We start from the raw sequence: 13911 nt of genomic DNA, 5'->3' as shown, positions 1-13911 counted from the left end.
GCCCGCCCCGCCGCGCGCCCCGCCGGGCCGCGCGCGCGGGCCGGGTCCCGGCCGGGGGCCCGCGCGTGCGTCGCGCAAGATCCGGGCGCCCCCGCGCCCCGTTCCGCGCTATCCCTGACGCATGGTCCAGATTCGCCCCTCCGACCCCCACGCCCGACGCCCGACCGAGGCCGAGTTCGCCGCCGCCCGCGCCGAGGCGAGCGCCCATCTCGACCCGCCCGGGACCGAGGCCGCGGCGCTGGCCGCCTGGATCGAGAGCCCGCTGGGCCCCCTCCTCGCCGTCGCCGACGACCAGGCCCTGCGCCTGCTGGAGTTCCCCGAGCGCGCCGTCCTGACCGCCGAGTTCCGCCGCCTGCGCGCGGCCCTCGGCCCGGTGCGCGAGGGGCGCTCGGCGATGCTCGAGCGCGCCGCGGCAACGGTGGAGGCGTTCTTCGCCGACCCCGCCGCGCCCGTCGACCTGCCGCTCGCGCCGCTGGGGACCGCCTTCCAGCTCTCGGTCTGGGCGGCGCTGCGCGAGATCCCCTCGGGCGCCACGCGCTCCTACGCCCAGGTCGCCGCCCGCATCGGCCGGCCGACCGCCACCCGCGCCGTGGCCGCGGCCAACGGCGCCAACCCGATCGCCGTGCTGATCCCCTGCCACCGGGTGATCGGCGCCGACGGCACGCTGACCGGCTACGGCGGCGGCCTGTGGCGCAAGCGCGCCCTGCTGGCGCACGAGTCGCCCCTCGCCCCCGCCCCGCACCACCAGGAGGAGCTGCCCCTGTGACCCTGACCCGAGACGAGAAGCTCGCCCGTTTCGCCGCCCTGCACCGGCCCGGAGACCCCGTGGTCCTGTGGAACGCCTGGGACGCAGGCTCCGCCGCGGCGGTGGCGCGCGCGGGCGCGAAGGCGGTCGCCACCGGCAGCGCCTCGGTCGCCCAGGCGATGGGATTTCCGGACGGCGAGGCCCTGCCCCTCGACCTCGTGACCACGATCGCCGAGCGGGTGGTCCTCGCGGCCGGCGAGCTCCCCGTCAGCATCGACTTCGAGGGCGCCTACGCCACCGACCCCGCGCAGGCGGCGGCCAACGCCCTGCGCCTCGCCCGCGTCGGCGCGGTGGGGATCAACGTCGAGGACAGCGTGATCGGGGGCGAGGGCGTGCACCCGGCCGCCGCCCAGGCCGCGCGCATCGCCGCGATCGTCGAGACCTGCGCCGAGGCTGGCCTGCCGCTCCACGTCAACGCGCGCATCGACCTCTTCATCCGCTCGGGCGACCCCGCCGCCCATGCCGGGCTGATGGACGAGGCGCTGTCGCGCGCCGCCGCCTACGCCGAGGCCGGCGCCGCCTCGATCTACCCCATCACCCTCTCGGACCCCGATCTGGTGGCGGCCTTCTGCCAGGACTGCCCGGTCGCCACCAACATCTTCGGCCCCCCGGGCGGGCCCGAGGGCGTGGCGGCGCTGGCCGCGCTGGGCGTCGGGCGGATCAGCTACGGCCCCCGCGCCTGGCGCGAGGCGATGGCCGGCGTCGAGGCCGCCGCCCGGACGATGCTCGGGGCCGCCTCCCGGGGCTGATCCGCTTGGCGGAAATTTCTTTCGAAACGGTTGATCCGCGCGACGGGGCCCCGACGTATCCCTCAGCACATCCGTCGCCTCCCAGCGGAGACCGCTCATGAACGTCCGCCAGACCGGCTTCCAGCCCCCCGAGGGCCCCGCCCCCCTCGACCGTCCCAGCCGCGAGGAGGCCGAGGCCGCCGTGCGGACCCTGCTGCGCTGGGCCGGCGACGACCCGGCGCGGGAGGGGCTGCTCGACACCCCCTCCCGGGTCGCGCGCGCCTATGGCGAGTGGTTCGCCGGCTACGAGGACGACCCCGAGGCGATGCTCCAGCGCACCTTCGAGGAGGTCGAGGGCTACGACGAGATGGTGCTCCTGACCGACATCCGCTTCGAGAGCCATTGCGAGCATCACCTGGCCCCGATCATCGGCAAGGCCCATGTCGCCTACCTGCCCACCGACCGGGTGGTGGGGATCTCCAAGCTGGCCCGCCTCGTCGACGCCTACGCCAAGCGCCTGCAGGTTCAGGAGAAGCTGACCGCCCAGATCGCCGGCGCGCTCGACCGCGCGCTCAAGCCCCGCGGCGTGGCGGTGCTGATCGAGGGCGAGCACCACTGCATGTCCACCCGCGGCGTGCACCGCCCCGGCGTCTCGATGGTCACCACCCGCCTGACCGGCGCCTTCCAGGAGAACCCCGCGCTCCGCGCCGAGTTCATGGCCCTCGCCCAGCCCGACCGCCGCTCCCGCTGACGCGGGCGCAACGCCCGGCGCGGCGGCGTTGCAGCGTCGACAGCTGTCAACTCGCCCCGCCGCCCCGCGCGCCGCCCGCCCCCCCAGGGCGGTCGCCGCGAAGCGCCTGTTCCCCGGAGCCGTCCGTCGCTGATGCCGATCAGAGCGACTCGTCCGAAGGGGTCAAGGATCGCGAAGCGACCGCGCTTGCGCGGCTTGTCCTTGACCCCTTCGGGCGAGTCGCTCAGGCATCTTCAGCGACGGACGGCTTCGGGGGACAGGCGCGGCCCTGTTCCCTGGTGAGCTCCCGAGCCCCTTCCCGCGGGCCGCCGGCCCGCCCGCCGGCGCAGCCGGCGCAGGCCATGCCCGCCCGCAGGGCGCCTCCGTCCCCGTTCCCTCGCGCTTGTCCCGCCCCCCGCGTTCGTGGCATTCCCGCTGGACCCGCCTCTGGAGGATCGCAGCCATGAGCCCCGCCCGCCTCGCGCCCTTCCCGTTCTCGCGCCCCCGGCGCCTGCGCCAGGCCGGCTGGATCCGGGACCTGGTCCGCGAGACGCGCCTGCGCCCCGAGGACCTGATCTGGCCGATGTTCGTGCGCGAGGGCGTCGACGCCGAGGAGCCGATCCCCTCGATGCCCGGCGTCTCCCGCCTCACCGTCGACCGCGCGGTCGAGGCCGCCCGCCGGGCCGCCGACCTCGGCATCCCCTGCGTCGCCCTGTTCCCCTACACCGAGGCCGAGAACAAGTCGCCCGAGGCCGAGGAGGCCTGGAACCCCGACAACCTCGTCAACACCGCCACCCGCGCCATCAAGAAGGCCCTGCCGGAGATGGGCGTGCTGCTCGACGTGGCGCTCGACCCCTACAACTCCGACGGCCATGACGGGATCGTGCGCGACGGGGTGATCCTCAACGACGAGACCCTGCTGGCGCTGGAGAAGCAGGCGCTGGCCCAGGCCGAGGCCGGCTGCGACATCCTCGGGCCCTCCGACATGATGGACGGCCGCATCGGCGTGATCCGCCGGGCGCTGGAGGAGAACGAGTTCCCCGACACGATGATCATGTCCTACGCGGCCAAGTACGCCTCGGCCTTCTACGGGCCCTTCCGCGACGCCGTCGGCGCGACGGGCGCGCTGAAGGGGGACAAGAAGACCTACCAGATGGACTACGCCAACACCGACGAGGCCCTGCGCGAGGTCGCCGCCGACCTCGAGGAGGGCGCGGACATGGTGATGGTGAAGCCCGGGATGCCCTATCTCGACATCTGCCACCGGGTGAAGACCACCTTCCAGGTGCCGACCTTCGCCTACCAGGTGTCGGGCGAGTACGCGATGCTGGCCGGCGCCATCGCCAACGGCTGGCTCGACGGCGACCGGGTGATCCTCGAGAGCCTGGGCGCCTTCCGCCGCGCCGGCTGCGACGGGATCCTGACCTATTTCGCCCCGCAGGCGGCCGAGCTGCTCGACTCCGCCGGCTGAGCGCTCGACGTCCCGCCTGCCGGGCGGGCGGCCCACCCAGCGGGCCAGGCGACGCTACGGCGCCCGTTCCGCTGGGTCGCAGCCCCTCCCCGTGTCAGGGTGTCCCGCAGATTCGCCCCTTCGTGCAGCCGGGCCCCGCGCCCGGCGTTTTTCTGCGAGACCGGCCATGGCCCGAGCGTTCCCCCCCTCCCCTTTCGAGACGACCGTCGCCGAGGCCCTGCTGGACCCCGTCGCCCTTGGCGACGGCGACGACGACTACGGCGGGACCGAGGGCGACGACCTGGTCTACGGCGCCGGCGGCGACGACCGCCTCGGCGGGCTGGAGGGCGCCGACGAGCTCTACGGCGGCGCGGGCGAGGATACGCTGACCGGCGGCCTCGGGGACGACCGCCTCTACGGCGGCGCCGACCGCGACACGATCTACGGCGGCGAAGGCGACGACTGGATGCATCTCGGCGACGGCGACTGGCAGACGATCTCGGCCGGAACCGGCGACGACGTGATGTTCGGCGGCTCGGGCATCGACCGGCTGATCGGCTTCGACGGGAACGACCGCGCCGTCGGTCGGGGCGGTCAGGATTCGCTGAGCGGCGGCCGCGGCGACGACCTGCTGCGCGGCGGCGGCGGGAACGACGCGCTCTACGGCGACGAGGGGCGCGACGCGCTCTTCGGCGGCGGCGGCGACGACTATCTCTACGGCGGCGCCGGGCGCGACCGGATGGTCGCCGGCCGGGGCGACGACCGCATCTACGAGGACGGCGGCCGCGACCGGATCGAGGCCGGCGGCGGCGACGACCGGGTCTACGCCGGCGCCGGGCGCGACGTGATCGAGGGCGGGCGCGGCGACGACCTGCTGGTCGGCGGCGCCGGCCCCGACCGCTTCGTGCACGGCCGCAACTGGGGCGAGGACGTGATCGAGGACTTCTCGCGCGCCGAGGGCGACCGGCTCGACCTGCGCGCGCTCGACGTGCGCTGGCGGGACCTGACGATCGCCGAGACCGCGGAGGGCGCCTGGCGGGCGACGCTCGACGGAAACGCCGTCGAGGTCTTCGCCGAGGATGCCCTGCGCAAGGCCGACTTCCTGTTCTGAGCCCCCCGTTCCGAGCCCCCCGTTCCGAGCCCCCCGTTCCGAGCCCCCCGGGCCGCTCGACCGGCGCGGGGGAATCAGGCAGAATGTTCGCGAAATGTTCTTGCCTCGGGAGCCCGCGGTGATCATCCCCAACCTGATGTGCTCGGACATGGGCCGCTCGGTCGCCTTCTGGCGCGACCGGCTGGGCTTCGCCGTGACGATGACTGTGGACGCGGCGCGCGAGACGCGCTTCGGCCCCGACGCCATGCCCGAGACGGCGGTCTTCACGATCCTCGAGGGCGCCGGCGGCCAGCTGATGCTGCAGACCGCCGGCAGCCTCGCCGAGGACCTGCCCGAGGGCTTCGCGGGCGGCCTGCCGGACCGGCCGGGGATCGCGGTCTACCTGCGCGACCTCTCCCCTGACGCGGTCGCCGCCGGCCTGCCCGCCGGGGCGGTGCTGAAGGGCCCCGAGACCTCCTGGTACGGCATGCGGGAGGTCTATTTCCGCGATCCTGACGCACACGTGATCTGTGTTGCGGCTCCCGACGGCCCTGCGCCCGCCTGAGCCCTTGCCGGGCGGCGCGGCCCGCCCACCTCTGGCCCAGAGGCGCGCGGCGCCGACCGCCGGAGAGGGAGCCCCCCATGACCGCCCGACCGTTCCGCGCCGCCCTGGCGCTGGCCCTCGTGGCCTTCGCCGCAGGCGTCGCCTGCACCCCCGCCACCCGCGCCGAGGTGTTCGAGACCTCGGCCGGCCCCGTCGACGTGACCGCGGTCGGCCCGGTGTTCGAGCATCCCTGGGCGGTGGCCTTCCTGCCCGACTTCGCGACCACCGGCGCCCTGCTGGTGACCGAGCGCCCGGGCCGCCTGACCCTGGTGACCCGCGACGGCGCCCGCGCGATCGAGGGCCTGCCCGAGATCTACGCCGAGGGCCAGGGCGGCCTGCTGGACGTGGCGCTGTCGCCCGATTTCGCCCAGACGGGCGTCCTGCACCTGACCTACGCCGCGCCCGTCGGGGGCGGACGCGCGAACACCCATGTCGCCCGCGCCCGGCTCGACCGCGAAGCGGGGCGGCTGGTCGACCTCGAGGTGGTGCTGGCGATGGAGACGAACGAGCGGGGCGGGCGCCACTTCGGCTCCCGCCTCGCTCATGCCCCCGACGGGACCCTGTTCGTGACCATGGGCGAGCGGGGGAACCGCCCCTCCGCCCAGGACCCGATGGCGGCGAACGGCAAGGTGCACCGGATCCTGCCCGACGGCGCAATCCCGCAGGACAATCCCTATGTCGGGGGCGGCGGGCTGCCCTCGGTCTGGTCCATCGGCCACCGCAACCCGCAGGGCGCGGCGGTGGACCCGCAGACCGGGACCTACTGGGTGGTCGAGCACGGGGCCCGCGGCGGCGACGAGATCAACCTGCCGAAGCCGGGGGCGAACTTCGGCTGGCCGGAGGCCTCCTACGGCACGCACTACTCGGGCCGCGACTTTCCCAGGGACGGCGCCGCCCCGGGCATCGAGGCGCCGGTGCACTACTGGGACCCGTCCATCGCCCCCTCGGGCCTCGCGGTCTACCGGGGCGATCTGTTCCCGCAGTGGGACGGCGACCTGCTGGTGGGGGCGCTGAAGTTCGAAAAGATCGTGCGCCTCGACATGCAGGACGGCGAGGTGGTCGGCCAGGAGGACCTGGTCCCCGACGCCTTCGGCCGCATCCGCGACGTGCGCGCGGGCCCCGACGGCGCGATCTGGTTCCTGACCGACGAGGCCGAGGGCCGGCTGCTGCGCATGGCGCCCGCGGACTGACCGGCGGGCGGGGCGGCGGGCGGACCTGCGCGCCTGCGCCGCCGGGAGGGATGGCGGGACAAGCGCGCGCCTCCCATGTATGGTTTTCCCCGGCGGCGGGGCCGGTTCCGGGTCCGCGCCGTCCAATTCCATCGCCGCAACGACGGCGATCCGTGAGGACAGGAGCAGTTCCAATGACCCGCGCCCATCGCGCCGACCCCGCCCGCCGCCGCCTGCTGGGCGCGGGCCTCGCCGCCGCCGCGCTCGCGCTCGCGGCCCCTCTCGCCCCCGCCCGCGCCGCCGACGCCGCCGACGTGATCGACCTGCGGGTCGACCACTCGATCCAGGACCTGATGAACTCGGTCGACGGCGCGCGGGAGCTGATGTCGCGGGCCAAGGGCGTGCTGGTGATGCCCTCGATCACCAAGGCGGGCCTGCTGGTCGGCGGCATGTACGGCGAGGGCGCGCTGCGCATCGGCGGCCAGTCGGTGGGCTACTACTCGGTCGGCGCGGCCTCCCTCGGCCTGCAGGCGGGGGTGCAGAAGTTCGACCAGGCGCTGTTCTTCATGACCACCGCGGCGCTGGAGAACTTCCGCCGCTCGTCGGGCTGGGAGCTCGCGGCCGACGCCGAGGTGACGGCGATGAACAACAACCTCGCCGGCACCGTGACCTCGCGCACCACCCAGCATCCGGTCATCGCGGTGATCTACGGCCAGGAAGGCCTGATGGCCGGCGTCAGCCTGGAAGGCGCCAAGTACACCCAGCTCAAGGAGCGGTAAGACCCCCGCCCCCCGGACATGCGAAGGCCCCGGCGAGATCCTCGACGGGGCCTTCCGGTTTCGGGCAGGCTTGCGGCGCCGGCTCAGGCCTGGCGGCGACGCCGCGCGACGGCGGCCAGCGCGCCCAGGCCCATCGCCGCCAGCGGCAGGGCCGCGGGGGCCGGAACGGCGGCGCCGACGGTCTCGAAGTTGTCCTCGACTTCGGAGCTGCTCAGCGGATTGTCGTGGATCTCGACCCGGTGGATGATCGCGTTCAGCGCGCCGACCATGGTGGCCCCCGCCTGGTGCCGGGCGCCCAGCCAGATCACGCCGTCCGTCACGTCGAACTGCTCGAACGTAGCGACCTCGTAGGTCCCCAGCAGCGCGCCGTCGCGGTAGCCGGTGACCCGGGTCTTGGCCCCGCCGTCCGTCTTCTCGAACGTGTAGGCCATCTGCACCTTCTGGTTCAGCGGCTGCGTGGCGTCCCAGTTCACCGAGTCGCCCAGGCGGCGGAAGTTGTTGCTCCCCACCGTCCATTCCTGCAGCACGGACTCGCCGAAGACGATGCCGTTGAACCGGTCGGTGGAGACGGTGTCCAGCGTCAGGGCCGAGCCGGCGCGCGCGGAATAGTCCAGCAGCGTCACCCAGCTGATCAGGGTCATCGACTCGAAGGTGGCCGACCCGACCACATAGTCCGCGGACGCGTAGCCCTGGGGCGTCGTGCCGGCCCCTCTCACCCGCAGCCCCGTGGCCTCGAGCGACGCGGTCCCGTGGAGCTGCATCGTGCCGAAGTTGCCGGTCTGGTCGACCAGCGGCGTTCCGGATTCGAAGTCGTAGATGGCGACGGGCGTGGCCTGGGCGGCGCCGGCCGCGCAGAGTCCGACCGTCGCGGCGAGCGCCGCCGCGGCGAGGAAGATCTTCATGTGCTTGTCCCCAGGATCATCAGACGGCTGGAAATAACCGCCCTCGGCGCGGCGACCGTCTCAATTCCGGCCCCAAACGCACTGATCGCTTGCTTCCGTAGCGTGAGAGTCGCCAGTTGGCAATCTAGATGACGCTGGAATGAACGAATTCTCGCCAAGCGAGACGCGATCCCGCCTCGCCCGCCGGCGCCGCGCCAAGCCGTTGTTCCAGAATGACATACTCTCCGGAAAATCATCGGTGGAAATGAAACGGGCGGGCCCGGAGGCCCGCCCGTTCGACGCCGACGCGGCGGCGTCGGTCAGTGACCCAGGATCTGGCTCAGGAAAAGCTTGGTACGGTCGGAGCGGGGGTTCTTGAAGAACTCCTCCGGCTCGTTCTGCTCGACGATCTGGCCCTGGTCCATGAAGATCACCCGGTTGGCGACCTGGCGGGCGAAGCCCATCTCGTGCGTCACGCAGATCATGGTCATGCCCTCCTGCGCGAGCTCGATCATGGTGTCGAGCACTTCCTTGATCATCTCCGGATCGAGGGCCGAGGTCGGCTCGTCGAAGAGCATGATCCGCGGCTTCATGCACAGCGACCGCGCGATCGCCACGCGCTGCTGCTGGCCGCCCGAGAGCTGGCCCGGATACTTGTGGGCCTGGTCGGGGATCTTCACCTTGGCCAGGAAGTGCATCGCCGTCTCCTCCGCCTCCTTGCGGGGGATCTTGCGGACCCAGATCGGGGCCAGGGTGCAGTTCTCGAGGATCGTCAGGTGCGGGAAGAGGTTGAAGTGCTGGAAGCACATCCCGACTTCCTTGCGGATCGTGTCGATGTTCTTGAGGTCCGAGGTCAGCTCGGTCCCGTCGACGACGATCTTGCCCTGCTGATGCTCCTCCAGCCGGTTGATGCAGCGGATCAGGGTGGACTTGCCCGAGCCCGAGGGGCCGCAGATCACGATCCGCTCCCCGCGATGGACGGTCAGGTCGATGTTCCGCAGCACGTGGAACTCGCCGTACCACTTGTTCATGTTCGAGATCTGGATCGCGACCTCGCTCGACACCTTCATCAGGCTGGGGTCGACGGCGCTCTCGCTCGAGAAGGCGGTCTCGGTCATTTTCTCTCTCCTTCCCTTGGGTTCAGCGATGGTCGGTGGCGAGCTTGCGCTCGAGGTACATGGAATAGCGGGACATGCCGAAGCAGAAGACCCAGAAGAACAGGCCCACGAAGACGTAGAACTCCCAGACGATGCCGTTCCAGTTCGAGTCCGCGCGGATCGGGTTGATGATGCCCACCGGGTCCAGCAGGCCGATCACCGACACCAGCGTGGTGTCCTTGAACAGCCCGATGAAGGTGTTGACGATGCCGGGGATCGAGATCTTCAGCGCCTGCGGCAGGATGATCAGGCGCATCGACTTCCAGTAGTCGAGGCCGAGGCTGTCGGCCGCCTCGTACTGGCCCGAGGGCAGCGCCGCGAGGCCGCCGCGGATCACCTCGGCCATGTAGGCCGACGCGAACAGCGTGGCCATGATCACCACGCGCAGGATCAGGTCCAGCGCGGTCCCCGGCGGGAAGAAGTAGTTCAGCACCGAGGAGGCGACGAACAGCAGCGTGATCAGCGGCACGCCGCGGATGAACTCGATGAAGATCACCGACAGCGTCTTGATGAAGATCAGGTCCGACTTGCGCCCCAGCGCCAGCAGGATCCCGAAGGGCAGCGAGGCCGCGATGCCGGTGATGCCGATGATCAGCGCCAGCATGAAGCCGCCCATGCGCGCGCTCTCCACCGGCTCGAGTGCCGGGCCCGCGTCGACGAGGCCGGGCACGAAGCTCCACCACAGCACCATGGCCAGGGCGCCGACCACCATGCCGGTGGCGCCGGCATCGCCGTGCATCGCCTTCTCGACGAAGCGGAAGGCGACGTAGCCCACCACCGGCCCGATGATCGCGAGGATCACGGGCGCCGCCGGCCCGCCCCACAGCAGCCAGTAGGCCACGAAGGGGAACAGCGCCGAGCCGATCAGCGCCTTGCGCGGGATGGCGTTGAACAGGATCGGGGCCGCGGCCGCGAACATCAGCAGGAAGGTGAGGATCGGGCGCCAGTAGAGCTCCTCGGGGTAAAAGCCGAAGAGGAACTGGTTGAAGCGCTCGTTGATCACCGCCCAGCAGGCGAAGGCGCCCTCGACCCCGCGGGCGGCCGCGATCTCTCGGCACTCGCTCAGGCTGCCGGCGGACCAGACGGCGTCCACGAAGGCCCACTGGACCAGCGCCGGCAGGGCGTAGGCGATGATCAGGATCGCGATCACCGTCAGGATGCCGTTGCTGATCGAGGAGAACAGGTTCGCCCGCAGCCACTTCACCGCCCCCCGCTCCCGCGCCGGCGGGGGCGAGGGGGGGATCTGGCTGGGCGCGACGTAGGCGACGGTCTGCGCGTGAACGTCCGACATCAGCCATCCCTCCGAACGCGGCAGAAGTAGGTGACGTTCGGCCGCGCGCCGAACACCAGGTAGGCGATGGCGCCGAGCTGGGCCGCCGCGCAGCCCACCACCACCAGGATCGAGGGCAGCGAGGGGATCATCAGCCCCAGCGGATTGCCCGCCAGCAGCGCCACGATCCACATCGCCAGCGTGCCCACCGCCAGGTCGATGACCCGGAAGTGCTTGAACACCGCCGTCAGCAGGGTCGACAGCGTGAGCGTCACCAGCAGCAGGAAGGTCAGCTGCTGGACCAGCGTCCAGTCGAAGTAGGCCCGCCGCAGCTCGGGCACGTCGGCGAGGAACAGGAAGGCCAGCTCCGCCGCCAGCATCCCCGCATAGAGCAGCACCACCAGGTTCAGCCAGCTCGCCACCCCGAAGTTGGGCTGGTGGGCCGCGTCGCCCTTCTTCAGCGTGTCCCAGGGCCCCGTCATCGAGTCGAAGAGCTTGCCGAAGCTGAAGGCGGTGCCGGAGGCGGAGGTCCGCTCCACCAGCTTCACCTGCTCGTTGTAGAGGTTCATGATCATCGAGATCGTCAGCGAGATGCTGAGGTAGAAGGCCATCAGCAGCAGCAGCGTCTCGAACTCGCGGCCGGTCTGGTTGAGCGTGATGCCCCCCAGCGTGCCGGTCGCGTCCATGTAGCCCACCGCGATCGCCAGCGACGAGTTCTTGGTGAGGTTGAGATACTGCGAGATCAGCGGCGGAATGATCACGCGCAGCGCCTGCGGCAGGATCACCAGGCTCATGGTGCGGTTGGCGCGCAGGCCCAGCGCGTAGGCCGCTTCCGTCTGGCCCTTGGAGACCGAGAGGATGCCCGCGCGCACGTTCTCGGCGATGAAGGCGCCGGTGTAGATCGAGAGCGCCAGCCACAGCGCCACGAGGCTGTTGCGCATGTAGATGCCGCCGTCGAAGTTGAAGCCCTGCAGCTCGGGATAGGCGAGCGTGATCGGGGCGCCGGCGACCAGCGCGATCGCCGCCCAGACCACGAAGGGCAGGCCGACGATCAGGCCCAGGCGCACCCGCCAGATCGGCAGCAGGCGGCCGGTCTCCTGCTGGACGCGCTTGGCGTGGCGCGCGTACCAGACCGAGCCGACGATGCCCAGGATCAGGGCCGCGACCACGAAGACCGAGCCCGCGCCGAACACCGGGCCGGGGATGTAGAAGCCGCGGTTGGTGGCCACGATCCCCAGCATGTGCGCGTCCGCGCCCGCCTGTCGGGGCGAGGGCAGGAACTCGTCGAAGACCGCCGCCAGCAGCAGGATCTGGATCAGCACGGGGATGTTGCGGACGGTCTCGATGTAGACCGTCATCAGCTTGGAGATCAGCCAGTTGTTGGACAGGCGCAGCACGCCGGCCACGACCCCGATGACCGTCGCCAGCAGGCAGCCCATCACCGCGACCAGCAGGGTGTTGAGCATCCCCACCACGGCGGCGGTCGTGTGCGAGGAGCGCGAGGTGTAGTCGATCAGGCGCTGGTTGATGTCGTAGGAAGCGGGCCCCGTGAGGATGCCGAAGCTGAAGTCCTTGCCCAGCGCGGCGAGGTTCGCCAGCACGTTGGACACCAGGTAGCTCGCGCCCAGCAGGACCAGGATCAGGGCGATGACCTGGATGGTCAGCGACCTGTATCGCGTGTCGGTCCAAAGCATGCCGAGGCGGAAGTCCGCGCGGGGCGGGTCCGTTATCGCCGTCATTCGGCTTATCCTTCGCCTGTCGTCGCGCCCGGCCTCCTCCTGGCCGCCGGTTGATCCGGTCGTGCCGTGGCGGGCGTCGTGTTGTGCAAAGCGTGTCGCAAAGCGAGAGGGGCGCGCCGTGGTCCGGCGCGCCCCTCCGTTTTCATCCGATCAACGGAACGGCGGCGCGTAGAGCAGGCCGCCCTGGGTCCACTGCGCGTTCAGGCCGCGCTCGAGGCCGATGGCGGTGTCCGGGCCGATGAACTCGTTGAACACCTCGCCGTAGTTGCCCACGGTCTTGATGATGTTGACGGCGAAGTTCTTGTCGAGGCCCAGCATCGCGCCGTACTCGCCCTCGGTCCCGAGCATGCGGTTGATCTCGGGGTTGTCGGTGCCCTTCGCCATCTCCTCGACGTTCTCGGAGGTGACGCCCAGCTCCTCGGCGATGACCATCGCGTTGAAGGCCCAGCGCACGACGTCGGCCCACTCGGAGTCGCCGTGACGGACCAGCGGGCCCAGCGGCTCCTTCGAGATGATCTCGGGCAGGATCACGTGATCCTTGGGCGCCTCGAAGGTCGAGCGGGTGGCGGCGAGGCCGGAGGCGTCCGTGGTGTAGACGTCGCAGGCGTTGGCCAGGTACTTCTGCTGAGCCTCGGCGTTGGTCTCGATCGGGACCGGCTCATAGGACATGTTGTTGATGCGGAAGTAGTCGGCCAGGTTGAGCTCGGTGGTGGTGCCGGTCTGGATGCAGACCGTGGCGCCGTCGAGCTCCTTGGCCGAGGTCACGCCCAGGGCCTTGGGCACCATGAAGCCCTGGCCGTCGTAGTAGTTCACGCCCACGAAGGTGAACTTCAGGTCGACGTCGCGGCTGAAGGTCCAGGTGGTGTTGCGCGCCAGCATGTCGATCTCGCCGGAGGCGAGCGCGGTGAAGCGGGTCTTGCCGGTGGTGGGGGTGAACTTCACCGCCTGGGCGTCGCCGAAGATGGCGGCGGCGACCGCGCGGCAGACGGCGACGTCGAAGCCGGTCCACTCGCCCGAGGCCTCGGTGTAGGCGAAGCCCGGCACGCCGGTCGCGACGCCGCACTGGACGAAGCCCTTGGCCTTCACGTCGTCGAGCGTCGCGGCGGAGGCGGCGCCGGCCGCGGTCATGCCGGCAGCGGCGGCCACAGCGCCGATCAGAAGGTTGCGTTTCATAAGTCCGTACACCTCTTCCTGTGGGTCCGGGTCCTCGCCCTGTTTGCACGGGCGGTTTCCGGGTTGGGTCGCCTCGGCCCCTCCGACCGCGGCGAATGTCGTCGTCTTCGGGCCCCTGACCGGTCCCGCGGGCCGGTCCCCCTCGGCCCATCACGAACAATGAACGGGGGCTTCACAGAAGGTCAACCCCTCGCGCCGCGGCGCCGAAATCCTGCGGCGCCGGCGAAGAAAACGCCGGTCAGGAAGGCGCCCGGTCAGCATGGCGCCTCATTCGCGGGCGTTGAGCAAGTCTCAATGAAACAAGCGATTCGCGCCAGCGCCGGGGCGACGTCGCGA

General features: G+C 71.4%; 12 protein-coding genes and 1 pseudogene. 8 read left to right on the top strand and 5 right to left on the bottom strand.

Going from position 1 to position 13911, the window contains the following annotated elements:
- Nucleotides 1-121 precede the first annotated feature (121 nt).
- The 8 genes from BM064_RS22755 (at nt 122) to BM064_RS22720 (ending at nt 7355) form a co-directional block, all read left to right on the top strand.
- On the top strand, nt 122-766 hold the full coding sequence (locus BM064_RS22755) for a methylated-DNA--[protein]-cysteine S-methyltransferase (RefSeq protein WP_092864471.1): 645 nt from the start codon (nt 122-124) through the stop codon (nt 764-766).
- Entirely contained in the window at nt 763-1554 is a 792-nt protein-coding gene (locus tag BM064_RS22750) for an isocitrate lyase/phosphoenolpyruvate mutase family protein (RefSeq protein WP_245779256.1), read from the top strand. Before BM064_RS22755 ends, BM064_RS22750 begins: the two co-directional genes overlap by 4 nt.
- A gap of 97 nt (nt 1555-1651) precedes the next feature.
- Complete coding sequence (folE, locus tag BM064_RS22745) at nt 1652-2284, top strand: GTP cyclohydrolase I FolE (protein WP_092864468.1); 633 nt, start codon at nt 1652-1654, stop codon at nt 2282-2284.
- Nucleotides 2285-2726: 442 nt separating this feature from the next.
- Nucleotides 2727-3734, top strand: coding sequence for a porphobilinogen synthase (gene hemB / locus BM064_RS22740; protein ID WP_092864465.1), 1008 nt, complete (start codon nt 2727-2729; stop codon nt 3732-3734).
- Nucleotides 3735-3900: 166 nt separating this feature from the next.
- Nucleotides 3901-4824, top strand: coding sequence for a calcium-binding protein (locus tag BM064_RS22735; protein WP_092864462.1), 924 nt, complete (start codon nt 3901-3903; stop codon nt 4822-4824).
- A gap of 118 nt (nt 4825-4942) precedes the next feature.
- Entirely contained in the window at nt 4943-5368 is a 426-nt protein-coding gene (locus BM064_RS22730) for a VOC family protein (RefSeq protein WP_218161111.1), read from the top strand.
- Nucleotides 5369-5445: 77 nt separating this feature from the next.
- Entirely contained in the window at nt 5446-6597 is a 1152-nt protein-coding gene (locus tag BM064_RS22725) for a PQQ-dependent sugar dehydrogenase (protein WP_092864455.1), read from the top strand.
- Nucleotides 6598-6770: 173 nt separating this feature from the next.
- Nucleotides 6771-7355: a lipid-binding SYLF domain-containing protein gene (locus BM064_RS22720; RefSeq protein ID WP_092864452.1), complete on the top strand. Its 585-nt coding sequence runs from the start codon at nt 6771-6773 to the stop codon at nt 7353-7355.
- Nucleotides 7356-7438: 83 nt separating this feature from the next.
- On the opposite strand, the gene BM064_RS22715 is transcribed toward BM064_RS22720, so the two are convergent.
- The 5 genes and pseudogenes from BM064_RS22715 to BM064_RS22695 form a co-directional block, all read right to left on the bottom strand.
- On the bottom strand, nt 7439-8257 hold the full coding sequence (locus BM064_RS22715; RefSeq protein ID WP_092864449.1) for a hypothetical protein: 819 nt from the start codon (nt 8255-8257) through the stop codon (nt 7439-7441).
- A 299-nt stretch (nt 8258-8556) separates the two neighbouring features.
- Entirely contained in the window at nt 8557-9354 is a 798-nt protein-coding gene (locus tag BM064_RS22710) for an amino acid ABC transporter ATP-binding protein (protein WP_092864446.1), read from the bottom strand.
- Nucleotides 9355-9376: 22 nt separating this feature from the next.
- Nucleotides 9377-10684 (bottom strand): amino acid ABC transporter permease, encoded by a 1308-nt coding sequence (locus BM064_RS22705; RefSeq protein ID WP_092864443.1) that lies wholly within the window; start codon nt 10682-10684, stop codon nt 9377-9379.
- Between the two features lie 509 nt (nt 10685-11193).
- Nucleotides 11194-12402: pseudogene (locus tag BM064_RS22700) on the bottom strand (amino acid ABC transporter permease); the annotation flags it as partial.
- A gap of 150 nt (nt 12403-12552) precedes the next feature.
- Complete coding sequence (locus tag BM064_RS22695; RefSeq protein ID WP_092864437.1) at nt 12553-13575, bottom strand: amino acid ABC transporter substrate-binding protein; 1023 nt, start codon at nt 13573-13575, stop codon at nt 12553-12555.
- Nucleotides 13576-13911 lie beyond the last annotated feature (336 nt).

The organism is Albimonas pacifica (assembly GCF_900113695.1).
Lineage (GTDB): Bacteria > Pseudomonadota > Alphaproteobacteria > Rhodobacterales > Rhodobacteraceae > Albimonas > Albimonas pacifica.
This window is presented reverse-complemented; position numbering and strand designations above follow the sequence as displayed.